Genomic DNA, 14,248 nt, shown 5'->3' on the forward strand with positions numbered 1-14,248 from the left:
TCCCGCCACGCTCCCGCCCATGCCTGAACGCCGGTTGAACACCGGGGGTCACGGTGGTTCTCCCTTCCGTGAACCGCCCGGGTCCCGCCCCGCACCGTCCGCCGGACCCGCCACGCTCCCGCCCATGCCTGAACGCCGGTTGAACACCGGGGGTCACGGTGGTTCTCCCTTCCGTGAACCGCCCGGGTCCCGCCCCGCACCGTCCGCCGGACCCGCCCCGCATCGGGCGCCCCACGCGGCACCGGGCGTTCGCGGCCACCGCCGCGCGTGGATTTCCCCGTCCCCGCCGCCCGACCGCGGGTCGCGCGAGTGCGAGGAGAGGGACGGCGCTCAGCTCCCGTGCTGCGACCGGGCCTTGAACGCCGCCTTCCGCGCTTCCTTCGCGATCCGCTTGTCGGGGTGCAGCCGCCCCATGGCCTCCAGCACGTCCGCGGTGGCGGGGTGTTCCACCCGCCAGGCCGTGTCGAAGAAGCCGCTGTGCTGCCGCGCCAGCCCCTCCACCAGGGAGCGCAGCTCCTCGGAGTTGCCCTCGGCGGCGAGCTGGGCGGCGACCGTGTCGATGGTCAGCCAGAAGATCAGGGCCTCGGAGGGCGGCGGTACGTCGGTCGCCCCGTGCTCGGCCAGCCACACCCGGGCCAGCCCGCCGAGTTCGGGATCGTCCAGCACCTCCCGCAGCGCGGGCTCCGCCGCCACGCCGACCAGCGACAGCGCCTGCTGGCACCGCAGCCGCCGCAGCGGCGCGCCCTGGTCCGCTCCGCGTGCCGCCGCCAGCAACTCGCGTGCGGCCTGGAGCGGATCACGCCGGTCCAGCCACTGCTCGGTCTCCGCGTGGGCGGCGGCCGGCGGGAAGACGGCGGTGCCGTCGAGCAGCGCGTCCGCGCCCTTGTCCGCGAGGTCACCGACGGCCGGTGCCTCGAACCCGGCCTCCAGCAGCCGGGCGCGCAGTCCGTACAGTCCGAGCGGGGTCAGCCGCACCATGCCGTAGCGGGCGACGTCGGTGTCGTCGACCGGCGCGGCGGGCTCCTCGTCGGCGTCGGCCATCAGCGCCTCGTCCACCGGCCGGTACTCCACGAGCCCGACCGGCTCCAGCATCCGGAACTGGTCGTCCAGCCGCATCATCGCGTCGGAGACCTGTTCCAGGACGTCGTCGGTGGGTTCGGCCATGTCGTCGGGCACGATCACCGACGCGGCCAGCGCGGGCAACGGCACCATCGTCCCGTCGGCGTCCTCCCCGCCCACGGTCAGCAGGTAGAGGTTCCCGAGCACGCCGTCCAGGAACTCCGCCTCGGCCTCCGGGTCCCAGTCCAGCGCGTCGAAATCGATCTCCCCGGACCCCTCCCCCTCGGCGATGGCGTCGACCAGCCCGCCCAGGTCCGGAACGCTCGCGTCACCGAGGACCGTCTCCAGGGCCGCGAGCCACACCCCGAGCACGTCCTGCGGCGAGCCCCCGGTGAGCACCCCCAGCTCGTCCCCGGCGGCGACGGTCCCCTCCTCCTCGTCGACCACCTCGACGAGCCCGGCGTCCACGGCGACGCGCCAGGCCTCACTGGCGTCGGCGGCGGCGTCCTCCCCGGTCAGTCCCAGCTCCGCGGCAGCCGCCGGCAACTGCTCGTCGACGAGCCCACCGCCGGCGTCGACCCGGGTGTCCGGTCCGGCCCAGCGGGCGAGCCGGGCGGCCCGGGAGAGCACCGGGGTGGACAGGGCGTCGCGCGCCAGCTCCGCTTCGGGGTGCAGCCGCGCGGGCGGCAGGATGGAGCTGTCTGACATCGGCTGTTTCTCCTAGGCCTCTCACGACTCAGCCACTCAGCCTAGACGGATTTCCACCCATGCCGCCCGCTTCATCTCCCCTTCAGCGGGCGTACATGGCCGAAACCTTGACAAGTGGCGGGGCCTGACAGGAGATTGACGCGCGTAGAAGAGGGTGGGTCACACGTCCCCGGAGGGAATCCCGTTGCCGAGAAAGTCCGCGCGTCTCGCCGCGCTCACCGTCGCCGCCGCATGTTCCGCGGCGTCCACCGTCGTCCTCACGTCGCCCGCGCACGCCGACACGGTGCGCGTCCATGACGTCCAGGGCGACACCCGCACCTCACCGCTGGCCGGACAGCAGGTCACCGACGTGACCGGAATCGTCACCGGCATCCGCACCTACGGTTCGTCCCGCGGCTTCTGGATCCAGGATCCCGCCCCGGACGCCGACCCGGCCACCAGCGAGGGTGTCTTCGTCTTCACGAGCTCCACCCCCAAGGGTGTCGCCGTGGGCGACGCCGTCACGGTCTCCGGCACGGTCTCGGAGTACGTCCCCGGCGGCACGTCCTCCGGCAACCAGTCCCTGACGGAGATCACCCGCCCGACCTTCACGGTCGTCTCCAGCGGCAACCCGCTGCCGGCCGCCACCACCCTCGACGCGCGTTCCGTCCCCGCCGCCTACACCCCCGAGCCGAACGGCTCGATCAACGCGCTCCCCCTGCGCCCCGCCGAGTACGCCCTGGACCTCTACGAGTCGCTGGAGGGCATGAACGTCCAGGTCTCCGACACGCGCGTGGTGGGCGCCACCGACCCGTACACCGAACTCTGGGTCACGGTGAAGCCGTACGAGCACCGCAACCGCCGGGGCGGCACGGTCTACGGCTCCTACGACGCCCAGAACACCGGCCGTCTCCAGATCCAGTCGCTGGGCAAGGCGTCCGACTTCCCCGACGCGAACGTCGGCGACACCCTCACCGGCACCACCGCGGGCCCCCTGGACTACAACCAGTACGGCGGCTACACCCTCGTGGCCAACGAGCTGGGCACTCTGAGAAGCACTGAACTGAGCCGCGAGACGACCCGTGGACAGCGCACCACCGAACTGGCCGTCGCCACCTACAACGTCGAGAACCTCGACCCCTCCGACGACACCTTCGCCGCCCACGCCGCCGCGATCGTGAACAACCTCAGGTCGCCCGACATCGTGTCCCTGGAGGAGATCCAGGACAACAACGGTGCCACCGACGACGGCACGGTCGCCGCCGACCTGACGATGGCCAAGCTGATCGACGCCATCGAGGCGGCGGGCGGCCCCCGCTACGACTGGCGCTCCGTCGACCCCGCCGACAAGCAGGACGGCGGGGAACCGGGCGGCAACATCCGCCAGGCCTTCCTCTTCAACCCCGCCAGGGTCTCCTTCACGGACCGCGCCGGCGGCGACGCCACGACCGCCACCGACGTCACGAAGGTCCGCGGCAAGGCGGCCCTGACCCTCTCCCCCGGCCGCGTCGACCCGACGTCCGAGGCGTTCGACAACAGCCGCAAGCCGCTCGCCGGTGAGTTCACCTTCCGGGGCCGCACGGTCATCGTCATCGCCAACCACTTCGCCTCGAAGGGCGGCGACCAGGGTCTGACCTCCCAGTACCAGCCCCCGGCCCGCAGCTCGGAGACCCAGCGCCACCTCCAGGCCGAGGCCGTCCACGACTTCACGGCGAAGATCCTCAAGACCCAGAAGAACGCCGACGTGGTGGCCCTGGGCGACATCAACGACTTCGAGTTCTCGGAGACGACGGAAATCCTCGAAGGCAGGGGCACCCTCTGGTCGGCGATCAAGTCCCTCCCCCGGTCCGAGCGTTACTCCTACGTCTACCAGGGCAACAGCCAGGCTCTGGACCAGATCCTGATCAGCCCGTCCATCCGCCGCGGCACCTTCACGTACGACAGCGTGCACATCAACGCGGAGTTCCACGACCAGATCAGCGACCACGACCCGCAGGTGCTCCGCTTCCGGCCGTAGGGAGGAGCAGCCGCCCACGGCGGTGAGGGGACGGGGCGGGGGTACCCGCCCACAGCGGCCGGCGCGTCGCCCCGGGCACATGCGGGCGCCCGGTTCCGCGCCGGACCGAGGACGGGCACCCCCGACCCGGCCCCGCCCCACGACGCACCCCTGGGCGCTGCGCACGCCCCCACCGAACCGGGAGCCGCGCCGCAGGCGGAGGGGCGCTCAGCAACGACGGCGCCGCACCATCACCGCACCCGCCACGACCGCGACCACCGCGCCGGCGATCACCACCGGCTTCCGGTAGCGCGCCCCGACCTCCCCGGCATGGGCCGCACTGCTCCGCATCTGCACGGTCATCGCCCCGGCCCGGTCCCGAAGGTCGTCGGCCCGCGCCCGAGCCCGCGCCTTCACATCCATTTTCCCGGCCAACTCCTCCACGGTGTCGCCGAGTTCATGCCGCGTCCGCTCGATCTCCCGGCGCAGCTCGTCCGGCCCTTTGGCTCCGCGTCCCGAAGCCGCGGCCTCCGCGCCCGCGTCCACATGGGCCCCCGACCGGGACCCCGCGCGCCTCACGTCGTGCGTCATCGGTGCGCCCTTCCCTTGATCTCCTCGACATCGGCCTTCACGCTGCCCATGGTCCGCTCGGGTTTGGGCGGCGTGGCCCGGCGCAACTGCCCACGACCGGCAAGGGCGAGCACACCGGCGATGGCGAACAGCAGCCCCGTGACGATGAGCGCCGCCGCCCACAGCGGCAGCACCAGGTCCAGCGCGGCGACACCCGTACCGGCCAGCGCGAGCAGCCCCGCATAACCGAACGCCCCCGCCGCACCCAGCATCCCGCCGCCGCGCCCCGCGCGGCGCCCCTTCTCCGCCAGCTCCTCCTTGGCGAGCGCCACCTCCTGCCGTGCGAGCCGGGAGATCTGTTCGGTGGCCTGCCCGACGAGCTCACCCACACTGTGCTCGTCGCGAACCGGCCGTCGCTCGATGGTTCCGGTCACGATGCGCCTCCTCTCGGGTCGGGAACCCCGAGTACCCCCACCGCACCGGCGCTATCCATAAAGCAACACTTACCGGTAATGACCACAACATTTAAGTAGACCTTCACTGCTCCTCGCCGGACACTACCCCCATGACCCCACCCCTGGGCCGCACCCTGTGCGCGATGATCACCCCGTTCACCCCCACCGGCGCACTCGACCTGGACGGCGCCCAGCACCTGGCCGACCACCTGGTCACCCACGGCTGCGACGGCCTGGTCCTCTCGGGAACCACGGGCGAGTCCCCCACCACCACCGACGCGGAGAAGTCGTCCCTCGTCAAGGCGGTACGCCAAGCCGTCGGCACCCGGGCGACGATCGTCGCGGGCGTCGGCACCCCCGACACGGCCCGCACCGCACACCTGGCCCGTGAGGCGGAGAAGGCCGGCGCGGACGCCCTCCTGGTGGTGGCCCCGTACTACAGCAGACCCCCGCAGGACGCGATCGAGGCGCACTTCCTCACCGTCGCGGAGGCCACGGCCCTCCCCCTCGCCCTGTACGACATCCCGTCCCGCACCGGAGTCCGCATCGAACCGGACACCCTCCTCCGCCTGGCGGAGCACCCCCGTGTCAAGGCGGTCAAGGACTGCTCGTACGACTTCCTGGCCGCCCAGAAGGTCATGTCCCGCACCGACCTCGCGTACTACGCGGGCTGCGACGAACACAACCTGGCCCTCTACGCGGTGGGCGCCGCCGGCTGTGTCAGCACGGTCGCCAACGTCGCCCCCGCTCACATGCGCGCCGTGCTGGACGCCTTCGACGCGGGTGACACGGCAAGAGCGGCACACCTCCAGCGACAGGCGGCCCCACTGATCGAGGCGATGATGTCGAACGGCCTCCCCGGCGCGGTCACCGCGAAGGCCCTCCTCACCACCCTGGACCTCCCCGCAGGCCCGCCCCGCCCGCCCCTGAGGCCCGCCGGCCGGAGGACGACCGACGGGCTCGAAGCGGCGTACGACGGTCTGACGACCGCCTGACCCGCCTCACCGCCGTACGAACACCGGCTCCCACCGCCCCTTCGTGTCGTCCTTCGGCGACCGGAACCCGCTCAGCGGAACCACCTCGTCGCTGCCCACGGTGACCAGCACCAGCCGCTGGTGGAACTCGCCGCCGTCGGCGCCGGTGTCCCAGGCGACGAGCGAGTCGCTGTCGGCCCAGGCCAGCAGTTGCTGCCCGCGGATCTCGGCGACCTGGTTCCCGGTGCGGGGGTCGAGGATCCAGGAGGACGTCTTCCTGGTCTTCCCCGCGAAGTCACCGGCGAGCCTCTGCCCGTCCGGCGACAGACCGGCGTCGACGTGCCAGACCAGATGCGCCTCGCGCGCGGGCGGCACGACGGCGTTGCCGTCGAGGTCGAAGAAGTCCAGGGTGACCTCGTCGGCGACCCGCCCCGACCAGACGAAGCGGCCGTCGGCGTTGAAGGCGAAGTCCTGGCGGGCGTTGACGAAGCCCGCCGGGTCGCCGGGATCGTCACTCGTCTCCACCTCGGTCCAGGTCCCGGCCCCCGAGGCCACGTCGATGACCTGGAACCCGTTCCGGGACGAGGTGAGCGGCAGGTCCCACCCGACCGACCCGTCCGAGTCCTGGGTCCTGACCAGCGCACCGGGATCCTCGCCGTACGTCGTCGCCACGAGCTTGCGGCCGTCCGGCGAGAACGCCAGGCCCCCCACCTCGTGGTCGACCGGAATCCACCGCTCGACCTCGCCGGTGGCGAGATCGAGCAGCCCGATGCGCCCGGCGGGCAGCTCCCGCTCCAGCACGGCCGCGGTCTTCAGCCCGGGAGCCACGGCGACGAACGACCACCGGTCGTCCTTCTCGTACTTCTCGGTCCCCGGGTCGAGCAGCCAGTAGGTGCGCTCGGAGACGATGCGGTCCGCGCTCCGCCGGACCTTCTCGGTGGTGTAGTACGCGCCCATCGCCACGTCCCCGGCGGCCAGCAGATCCCGCGGCGGCGACTGGCCGGCCCGGGCGACGACCTCCGCCACTCCGCCACCCGGGGGCCGCGCGCCCTCCCCGCCGGAATTCAGCGCGGGCACCCCCATCGAGACCGCGATCACCGCCGCCGTCGCGGCGGCCACGGTGGCGAGCCCACGGACCCGGCGCCGCCTCCGTAGCGCCAGCACCCGGTCGGCGAATCCCGGTCCGGGCGCGGTCAGTTCCGCCGCCTGTTCACGCAACGCGTCACGCACGAGTTCGTCGACGTTCACGACCGCACCTCCACGGGCGAGTAGTCACCGGACGGCCGCCGCTCGGCCTCGGACCGGCCGAGGGAGCGCAGTTCGGGCGCGAGGGCGCGCAGCCGGGCCAGGGAACGGTGGGTGGTGGACCGTACGGTGCCCACCGAGCAGCCCAGGATGCGGGCCACCTCGGCCTCGGGCAGGTCCTCGAAGTAGCGCAGCACCAGCATGGTGCGCTGGCGCGCGGTCAGCCGGGCCAGCGCACCCCGCATCAGCAGGCGCAGCTCCGCGTCGGCCGAGGCGGCGTCCCCGTCCGTGCCGGGTTCCGGCGGTTCGGCCACGCTGAGTTCACGTCCGCGCCGTTTCAGCCGCCAGCGGCTGATCTGCTGCCGGTAGAGGATCTGCCGTACGTACGCCTCGGGTTCGTCGATGCGGTGCCAGCGGCCCGCCGCCTTGATCAGCGCGTTCTGCAGCAGGTCCTCGCCCGCGTGCCGGTCGCCGCCGCTCAGCAGGACGGCGGTCTTCAGCAGTGCGGGCGACCGGTTCGCCACGAACTCCCGGAAACTCTCCTGCGCTTCGGCATCCATCGTCACCTTCTCTTCACCCGGGAGCGGGCCCTGTGTCCGCTCCCCGCGTCCCTATGGACGCGCGCGGGCGGCTCCCGCTATGCCACCGCTCGGCGACTTCACGAAAAAGCGGGCCGGACCGCGTCGCGTTTCCACGCGCTGCGGTCCGGCCCGCCGAAGCGACCCCTCAGTTCCAGGCGTACCCGTCCCCGAACAGCAGGGTGTGCTCCAGTACGTCCTCTGCGGGGTCGTCGACCTGACCGACGTTGACGTTGATCAGTCCGACGCGGTGACCGTTGTGGGAGGCCGTGTTGGTCTCGTCCGCGTGTGCGGAACCGGCCAGTGTGCCGCACAGCATCAGCACGGCCACCACTCCCATCACTCCGACCGCACAGCGGAGCACGCCCCACACCCACTCGTTCGTCATCGCCCGTTCGTCCCCATTCCTGTATGTCAGTCGTCCCGGCTTCTGATCGGACCCTGTGTCCACCCGTTCATCTGCCAAAACGACCCCGAAGTCACGGGGAGTAACCCGTACGAGAGCGTACGGGCGTGACGGCCGGCTCAGTTGTGGCTGTGCAGGACCTCGTTCAGGCCGCCCCAGACCGCGTTGTTCGGGCGGGCCTCGACCGTGCCGGTGACGGAGTTGCGGCGGTAGAGGATGTTGGAGGCGCCGGACAGCTCACGGGCCTTGACGACCTCGCCGTCGGGCATGGTGACGCGGGTACCCGCGGTGACGTACAGGCCGGCCTCGACCACGCACTCGTCGCCGAGGGCGATGCCGACGCCCGCCTCGGCGCCGACCAGGCAGCGCTCGCCGATGACGATGCGCACGTTGCCGCCGCCGGAGAGGGTGCCCATGGTGGAGGCGCCGCCGCCGATGTCGGAGCCGTCGCCGACGACGACGCCCGCGGAGATGCGGCCCTCGACCATCGACGTGCCGAGCGTGCCGGCGTTGAAGTTGACGAAGCCCTCGTGCATGACGGTGGTGCCCTCGGCGAGGTGCGCGCCGAGCCGTACGCGGTCGGCGTCGGCGATGCGGACGCCCTTGGGGGCGACGTAGTCCGTCATGCGGGGGAACTTGTCGACGGAGGTGACGGCCAGGTGCAGGCCCTCGGCGCGGGCGTTGAGCCGCACCTTCTCCAGGTCGTCCACGGCGACCGGGCCGAGGGAGGTCCAGGCGACGTTGGCGAGGTGGGCGAAGATGCCGTCCAGGTTCTGGCCGTGCGGCCGGACCAGGCGGTGGGAGAGGAGGTGGAGGCGCAGGTAGACGTCGTGGGCGTCGACGGGCTTCTCGGCGAGCGAGGAGATGACCGTGCGGACCGCGACCACCTCGACGCCGCGGCGGGCGTCCGGACCGACCGCCGCGGTGGCGCCGCCGCCCAGGAGTTCCGCGGCCTGCTCGGCGGAGAGCCGCTCGGTGCCGGACGGGCCGGGCTCGTCGGCCAGTACGGGGGCGGGGAACCAGGTGTCGAGGACGGTGCCGTCGGCGGCGACGGTGGCGAGGCCGGCGGCCACCGCGCCGGAGGTGCTGTGAGCAGTCGTGTCGGTCATGAGGGCAACCTAACCAACCGGCGCCCACGGACGCGAACCGGTACGGACCGCATCTCAGCGTGCGGTCCACACGAACGGCGGCCCCACCGGAAGGCGGCCCCTCCGAGGCGACGCACACACCACGAGACGGCCCGCCCGGAGCGACACGCACCACCCACCGGACAACCCCGCCCGGAGCGACACGCACGCCACCGGACAGCCCCGCCCGGAGCGACACACACCACCCACCGGACAACCCCGCCCGGAGCGACACACACCACCCACCGGACAACCCCGCCCGGAGCGACGCGCACGCCACCGGACAGCCCCGCCCAAGGCGCGACACGCACCGCCACCGGACAGCCCCGCCCAAGGCGCGACACGCACCGCCACCGGACAGCCCGCCCGAGGCGACACACCGATCAGTGCGCCCCGCCCAGATTGAGCACCACCACCCCGGCGATGATCAGCGCGATACCGCCGGCCTTGGCCACGGTGAGCCCCTCGCCCATGAACATCGTGCCGATCACCGCGATGGCGGCCGTCCCGACCCCGGACCAGATGGCGTACGCCGTCCCGACCGACAGGGTCTTCAGGGTCTGTGCGAGCAGGGCGAACGCCACCAGGTACCCGGCGACGGTGACGACCGAGGGCCACAGCCGGGTGAATCCCTCGCTGTACTTCATGGCGGTCGTCCCGACCACTTCCGCTGCGATGGCTCCGGCGAGCAGTGCGTACCCCATGACGTGATCGTAGTCAGGGGCGGCAACACGCGAAGCGGCCCCCGGCATCACGCCGGGGGCCACTCTGCCGGACCGCTCGCTCAGACGTTGAAGCCCAGCGCCCTCAGCTGCTCACGGCCGTCGTCCGTGATCTTGTCGGGGCCCCACGGCGGCATCCAGACCCAGTTGATGCGCAGCTCGCTGACCAGACCGTCCGTGGCGGACTTGGCCTGGTCCTCGATGACGTCCGTCAGCGGGCAGGCCGCGGAGGTCAGGGTCATGTCGACGGTCGCCACATTGGAGTCGTCGACGTGGATGCCGTAGATGAGGCCGAGGTTGACGACGTCGATGCCCAGTTCGGGGTCGACGACGTCCATCAGGGCCTCGCGGAGCTCCTCCTCCGAGGCCGGCTTCGTCTCCAGGGTCTCGCTCATGCCGTTGTCCTTTCGGCGTCGGCGCCCAGCGCCTGGGCCGTCGCGTCCTTCCACGCCATCCAGCTGAGGAGGGCGCACTTCACCCGGGCCGGGTACTTGGAGACCCCGGCGAACGCGACCGCGTCCTCCAGGATCTCCTCCATCGCGTCGTCGGGCTCGATCTTCCCCTTGGACTGCATCAGTTCCAGGAAGGTCCCCTGGATCCGCTGCGCCTCGGCGAGGTCCTTGCCGACCAGCAGGTCGTTCAGCACGGAGGCGGAGGCCTGGCTGATGGAGCAGCCCTGCCCCTCGTAGCTGACGTCGCTGATCTTCGTGCCGTCGTACTTCACGCGGAGCGTGATCTCGTCACCGCACGTCGGGTTGACGTGGTGCACCTCGGCGTCGCCGTCCCTCAGACCACGCCCGTGCGGGTTCTTGTAGTGGTCCAGGATGACGTCCTGGTACATGGAGTCCAGCTTCACGCCTCAGCTCCTCATCCGAAGAAGTTCCGTACGTGCTCCAGGCCGTCGACCAGTGCGTCGATCTCGGCCGGCGTGGAGTACAGATAGAACGACGCTCGCGTGGTCGCAGGAATTCCGTACCGCAGGCAGACGGGCCGCGCGCAGTGGTGGCCGACCCGGACGGCGATGCCCTGTTCGTCGAGGACCTGGCCCACGTCGTGCGGGTGGATGTCGCCGAGCGTGAAGGAGATCGCCGCGCCCCGGTCCTCGGCCGTGGTGGGGCCGATGATGCGCAGGTCCGGGACCTCGGCGAGCCGCTTGACCGCGTACTCGGTGATGGCGTGCTCATGGGCGAGGATCTTGTCCATGCCGATGGCCGACAGGTAGTCGATCGCCGCGCCGAGACCGACCGCCTGGGCGATCGGCGGGGTGCCCGCCTCGAACTTGTGCGGGGCCGGCGCGTAGGTCGACGAGCTCATCGACACGGTCTCGATCATCTCGCCGCCGCCGAGGAACGGGGGCAGGTCCTCCAGCAGTTCCTGGCGGCCCCAGAGCACGCCTATGCCGGTCGGGCCGCACATCTTGTGGCCGGTGAAGGCCACGAAGTCGGCCTGGAGGGCCTGGACGTCCAGCGGCATGTGCGGCGCGGCCTGGGAGGCGTCGATGCAGACCAGCGCGCCGACCTCCTGAGCGCGGCGCACGATCGCCTCGACCGGGTTGACCGTGCCCAGGATGTTGGAGACCAGCACGAAGGAGACGATCTTCGTCTTCTCGGTGATGACCTCGTCGATGTTGGACAGGTCGAGCCGGCCGTCGTCGGTCAGCCCGAACCACTTCAGCTTCGCGCCGGTGCGCTGCGCGAGCAGCTGCCACGGCACGATGTTGGAGTGGTGCTCCATCTCCGTGATGACGATCTCGGTCTCGTGGTCCACCCGGTAGGGCTCGTCGGCCCAGCCGAGCATGTTGGCCACGAGGTTGAGCGACTCGGAGGCGTTCTTGGTGAAGATCACCTCGTCGCGCGAGGGCGCGTTGACGAACTCCGCGACCTTGTCGCGCGCGCCCTCGTACAGCGCCGTGGCCTCCTCGGCGAGCACATGCACACCGCGGTGGACGTTGGCGTTGTAGCGCTCGTAGTACTCGCTCAGGGCGTCCAGCACCTGGCGCGGCTTCTGCGAGGTCGCCGCGTTGTCCAGGTACACGAGCTTCCGGTCGTCGTGGACCAGACGGTCCAGGATCGGGAAGTCCTTGCGGATCGCCTCGGTGTCGAGGAGGCCCGGCAGCTGTGTCACTCGGATGCGCCACCCTTCGTGTATGCCTCGTAGCCCTCGTTCTCCAGCTTGTCGGCGAGCTCGGCGCCGCCGGACTCGACGATCTTGCCGGCCGAGAAGACGTGGACGTAGTCGGGCTTGATGTAGCGCAGGATGCGCGTGTAGTGCGTGATCAGCAGCGTGCCGACCTCGCCGGACTCGCGGACGCGGTTGACGCCCTCGGAGACGACGCGCAGGGCGTCGACGTCGAGGCCGGAGTCGGTCTCGTCGAGGATCGCGACCTTCGGCTTGAGCAGTTCGAGCTGGAGGATCTCGTGGCGCTTCTTCTCACCGCCGGAGAAGCCCTCGTTGACGTTGCGCTCGGCGAAGGCGGGGTCCATGTTGAGGCGCTCCATGGCCTCCTTGACCTCCTTCACCCAGGTGCGCAGCTTGGGGGCCTCGCCGCGGACGGCGGTGGCGGAGGTGCGCAGGAAGTTGCTCACCGACACACCGGGGACCTCGACCGGGTACTGCATCGCCAGGAACAGACCGGCGCGGGCGCGCTCGTCGACGGACATCTCCAGGACGTCCTCGCCGTCGAGGGTGACGGTGCCGCCGGTGATCGTGTACTTGGGGTGACCCGCGAGGGAGTAGGCGAGGGTCGACTTGCCGGAGCCGTTGGGGCCCATGATGGCGTGCGTCTCGCCCTGCTTCACGGTCAGGTCGACGCCCTTGAGGATCTCCTTCGTGGCGTTGTCGGCCTCGACGGTGACGTGCAGGTCTCGGATTTCAAGCGTTGCCATGGGTGCCTCAGGACTCCTGGGTGAGGGAGACGAGCACGTCGTCCCCTTCGATCTTTACGGGGTATACGGGGACGGGGCGCGTCGCCGGAAGGGCGTCGGGCTTGCCGGAACGGAGGTCGAAACGCGAGCCGTGCAGCCAGCACTCGATGTGGCAGTCGTCCACCTCGCCCTCCGCGAGGGAGACGTTCGCGTGCGAGCAGATGTCGTGGATCGCGAACACCTCCCCCTCGGTCCGCACGATGGAGACCGGCGTGCCGTCGAGTTCCACCCTTTTCGGGGTGTCCTCCTCCAGCTCGCTCAGCCCGCAGGCGCGTCGGTACGTCATGCGACCGCCGCCTCCAGCTCCTCCTCGATCTTGGCGATCAGGCGCTCCTCGATGTCCGGGACGCCGATCTGCTGGACGAGTTCGGCGAAGAAGCCGCGGACCACCAGGCGGCGGGCGTCCTTCTCGGGGATGCCGCGGGCCATCAGGTAGAAGAGCTGCTCGTCGTCGAAGCGGCCGGTCGCGGAGGCGTGGCCGGCGCCGACGATCTCGCCGGTCTCGATCTCCAGGTTGGGCACGGAGTCGACGCGGGCGCCGTCGGTGAGGACCAGGTTGCGGTTCATCTCGTAGGTGTCGGTGCCCTCGGCCTTGGCCTCGATGAGGACGTCACCGATCCACACGGCGTGCGCGTCGTCGCCCTGGAGCGCGCCCTTGTAGGCGACGTTGGACTTGCAGTGCGGGACGTTGTGGTCGACGAGGAGGCGGTGCTCCTGGTGCTGGCCGGCGTCGGTGAAGTACAGGCCGAACAGTTCGGCCTCGCCGCCGGGGCCGGCGTAGACGACGCGCGGGTGGAGGCGGACCACGTCGCCGCCGAAGGTGACGACGACCGACTTGAAGGAGGCGTCGCGGCCGACGAGGGCGTTGTGCTGGCCCACGTGGACGGCCTTGTCGTCCCAGTCCTGGACGGAGACGACGGTCAGCTTGGCGCCGTCGCCGAGCAGGTACTCGACGTTGGCGGCGAGCACCGCGTCGCCGGTGTGGTCGATGACCACGACCGCCTCGGCGAAGGCGCCGAGCTCGATCACCTGGTGACCGTAGGCGGTGCCGCCCTCGCCGTGCACCGCGATGCGGATCGGCTCGGTGAGGACGGTCTCCTTGGGCACGGTCACGACCGAGGCCCGCTCGAAGGCGGAGTACGCCTGGGCGGCGACGCGGTCCACCGGGGTGCCCGCGCGGCCGAGCCGCTCGTCGTCGCGGCCGACCGTCTCGACGGTGACGCCCTCGGGCGCCTCCACGGCGACCTTGACGCCCTCGCCGGTGGCGGTGGCGGTGCCGTCGTGCAGACCGCGCAGCCGCTCCAGCGGGGTGAACCGCCACTCCTCCTCGCGGCCGTGGGGGACGGGGAAGTCCGCCACGTCGAAGGAGGGGGGCGCGCTCATGCGGGTCGCGACGGTCGACTCCGCGGCGACCGCGATCGAGCCCGCGGTGGTGGAACCCACGGGGATGTTCTGAGCCTCAGCCATGGCTGTCGTAGTGCTCGCTTTCCTTTGCGTAAGGGGCT

General features: G+C 71.2%; 16 protein-coding genes. 2 read left to right on the forward strand and 14 right to left on the reverse strand.

What is annotated here, in order from left to right:
• Positions 1 to 330 precede the first annotated feature (330 nt).
• Positions 331 to 1,767 carry a hypothetical protein gene (locus ACFV5H_RS31010; RefSeq protein ID WP_385198250.1) on the reverse strand — a complete coding sequence of 479 codons (1,437 nt, stop codon included), beginning with the start codon at positions 1,765 to 1,767 and terminating at the stop codon, positions 331 to 333.
• Between the two features lie 184 nt (positions 1,768 to 1,951).
• On the opposite strand from ACFV5H_RS31010, the gene ACFV5H_RS31015 reads away from it, so the two are divergent.
• On the forward strand, positions 1,952 to 3,763 hold the full coding sequence (locus ACFV5H_RS31015) for an endonuclease/exonuclease/phosphatase family protein (protein WP_385198251.1): 1,812 nt from the start codon (positions 1,952 to 1,954) through the stop codon (positions 3,761 to 3,763).
• A 207-nt stretch (positions 3,764 to 3,970) separates the two neighbouring features.
• On the opposite strand, the gene ACFV5H_RS31020 is transcribed toward ACFV5H_RS31015, so the two are convergent.
• Together ACFV5H_RS31020 and ACFV5H_RS31025 are read right to left on the reverse strand one after the other, a co-directional pair.
• Positions 3,971 to 4,333, reverse strand: a complete 363-nt coding sequence (locus ACFV5H_RS31020; protein ID WP_385058139.1) for a DUF3618 domain-containing protein — start codon at positions 4,331 to 4,333, stop codon at positions 3,971 to 3,973.
• The gene (locus ACFV5H_RS31025) at positions 4,330 to 4,746 is read right to left on the reverse strand and encodes a phage holin family protein (RefSeq protein ID WP_085574325.1); all 417 of its coding nucleotides are present in this window, start codon (positions 4,744 to 4,746) and stop codon (positions 4,330 to 4,332) included. Before ACFV5H_RS31025 ends, ACFV5H_RS31020 begins: the two co-directional genes overlap by 4 nt.
• Positions 4,747 to 4,877: 131 nt before the next feature.
• Here ACFV5H_RS31025 and dapA point away from each other — a divergent pair, with 131 nt between their 5' ends.
• Complete coding sequence (gene dapA / locus ACFV5H_RS31030) at positions 4,878 to 5,762, forward strand: 4-hydroxy-tetrahydrodipicolinate synthase (RefSeq protein WP_385198253.1); 885 nt, start codon at positions 4,878 to 4,880, stop codon at positions 5,760 to 5,762.
• 6 nt (positions 5,763 to 5,768) lie between these two features.
• On the opposite strand, the gene ACFV5H_RS31035 is transcribed toward dapA, so the two are convergent.
• The 11 genes from ACFV5H_RS31035 to sufD form a co-directional block, all read right to left on the reverse strand.
• On the reverse strand, positions 5,769 to 6,989 hold the full coding sequence (locus tag ACFV5H_RS31035) for a WD40 repeat domain-containing protein (RefSeq protein WP_385198254.1): 1,221 nt from the start codon (positions 6,987 to 6,989) through the stop codon (positions 5,769 to 5,771).
• Positions 6,986 to 7,546, reverse strand: coding sequence for a SigE family RNA polymerase sigma factor (locus ACFV5H_RS31040; protein WP_085574328.1), 561 nt, complete (start codon positions 7,544 to 7,546; stop codon positions 6,986 to 6,988). The genes ACFV5H_RS31035 and ACFV5H_RS31040 overlap by 4 nt, the downstream gene beginning before the upstream one ends.
• Positions 7,547 to 7,712: 166 nt before the next feature.
• Positions 7,713 to 7,952: a hypothetical protein gene (locus ACFV5H_RS31045; protein ID WP_385057148.1), complete on the reverse strand. Its 240-nt coding sequence runs from the start codon at positions 7,950 to 7,952 to the stop codon at positions 7,713 to 7,715.
• Between the two features lie 137 nt (positions 7,953 to 8,089).
• Entirely contained in the window at positions 8,090 to 9,079 is a 990-nt protein-coding gene (gene dapD, locus ACFV5H_RS31050) for a 2,3,4,5-tetrahydropyridine-2,6-dicarboxylate N-succinyltransferase (protein WP_085574330.1), read from the reverse strand.
• 401 nt (positions 9,080 to 9,480) lie between these two features.
• Positions 9,481 to 9,801 carry a DMT family transporter gene (locus ACFV5H_RS31055; protein WP_385057149.1) on the reverse strand — a complete coding sequence of 107 codons (321 nt, stop codon included), beginning with the start codon at positions 9,799 to 9,801 and terminating at the stop codon, positions 9,481 to 9,483.
• An 80-nt stretch (positions 9,802 to 9,881) separates the two neighbouring features.
• Positions 9,882 to 10,214, reverse strand: coding sequence for a metal-sulfur cluster assembly factor (locus tag ACFV5H_RS31060; protein ID WP_030858655.1), 333 nt, complete (start codon positions 10,212 to 10,214; stop codon positions 9,882 to 9,884).
• Entirely contained in the window at positions 10,211 to 10,675 is a 465-nt protein-coding gene (gene sufU / locus ACFV5H_RS31065) for a Fe-S cluster assembly sulfur transfer protein SufU (protein WP_073937087.1), read from the reverse strand. Before sufU ends, ACFV5H_RS31060 begins: the two co-directional genes overlap by 4 nt.
• Positions 10,676 to 10,686: 11 nt before the next feature.
• Positions 10,687 to 11,943, reverse strand: coding sequence for a cysteine desulfurase (locus tag ACFV5H_RS31070; RefSeq protein ID WP_385198256.1), 1,257 nt, complete (start codon positions 11,941 to 11,943; stop codon positions 10,687 to 10,689).
• Complete coding sequence (gene sufC, locus ACFV5H_RS31075) at positions 11,940 to 12,704, reverse strand: Fe-S cluster assembly ATPase SufC (RefSeq protein WP_385057154.1); 765 nt, start codon at positions 12,702 to 12,704, stop codon at positions 11,940 to 11,942. The genes ACFV5H_RS31070 and sufC overlap by 4 nt, the downstream gene beginning before the upstream one ends.
• Before the next feature lie 7 nt (positions 12,705 to 12,711).
• Complete coding sequence (locus ACFV5H_RS31080; RefSeq protein WP_073937090.1) at positions 12,712 to 13,029, reverse strand: non-heme iron oxygenase ferredoxin subunit; 318 nt, start codon at positions 13,027 to 13,029, stop codon at positions 12,712 to 12,714.
• The gene (gene sufD / locus ACFV5H_RS31085) at positions 13,026 to 14,210 is read right to left on the reverse strand and encodes a Fe-S cluster assembly protein SufD (RefSeq protein ID WP_385057156.1); all 1,185 of its coding nucleotides are present in this window, start codon (positions 14,208 to 14,210) and stop codon (positions 13,026 to 13,028) included. The genes ACFV5H_RS31080 and sufD overlap by 4 nt, the downstream gene beginning before the upstream one ends.
• Between the last annotated feature and the right edge of the window lie 38 nt (positions 14,211 to 14,248).

This window comes from Streptomyces sp. NPDC059787 (assembly GCF_042732315.1).
Lineage (GTDB): Bacteria > Actinomycetota > Actinomycetes > Streptomycetales > Streptomycetaceae > Streptomyces > Streptomyces atrovirens.

Excerpts from the sequence above, each read along its gene's own strand:
- ACFV5H_RS31060 (WP_030858655.1), bottom strand. The coding sequence starts at position 10,214 with ATGAGCGAGACCCTGGAGACGAAGCCGGCCTCGGAGGAGGAGCTCCGC.
- ACFV5H_RS31080 (WP_073937090.1), bottom strand. The coding sequence starts at position 13,029 with ATGACGTACCGACGCGCCTGCGGGCTGAGCGAGCTGGAGGAGGACACC.
- ACFV5H_RS31045 (WP_385057148.1), bottom strand. The coding sequence starts at position 7,952 with ATGACGAACGAGTGGGTGTGGGGCGTGCTCCGCTGTGCGGTCGGAGTG.
- ACFV5H_RS31055 (WP_385057149.1), bottom strand. The coding sequence starts at position 9,801 with ATGGGGTACGCACTGCTCGCCGGAGCCATCGCAGCGGAAGTGGTCGGG.
- sufC (WP_385057154.1), bottom strand. The coding sequence starts at position 12,704 with ATGGCAACGCTTGAAATCCGAGACCTGCACGTCACCGTCGAGGCCGAC.
- dapD (WP_085574330.1), bottom strand. The coding sequence starts at position 9,079 with ATGACCGACACGACTGCTCACAGCACCTCCGGCGCGGTGGCCGCCGGC.
- ACFV5H_RS31020 (WP_385058139.1), bottom strand. The coding sequence starts at position 4,333 with ATGACGCACGACGTGAGGCGCGCGGGGTCCCGGTCGGGGGCCCATGTG.
- ACFV5H_RS31010 (WP_385198250.1), bottom strand. The coding sequence starts at position 1,767 with ATGTCAGACAGCTCCATCCTGCCGCCCGCGCGGCTGCACCCCGAAGCG.
- dapA (WP_385198253.1), top strand. The coding sequence starts at position 4,878 with ATGACCCCACCCCTGGGCCGCACCCTGTGCGCGATGATCACCCCGTTC.
- sufD (WP_385057156.1), bottom strand. The coding sequence starts at position 14,210 with ATGGCTGAGGCTCAGAACATCCCCGTGGGTTCCACCACCGCGGGCTCG.
- ACFV5H_RS31040 (WP_085574328.1), bottom strand. The coding sequence starts at position 7,546 with ATGGATGCCGAAGCGCAGGAGAGTTTCCGGGAGTTCGTGGCGAACCGG.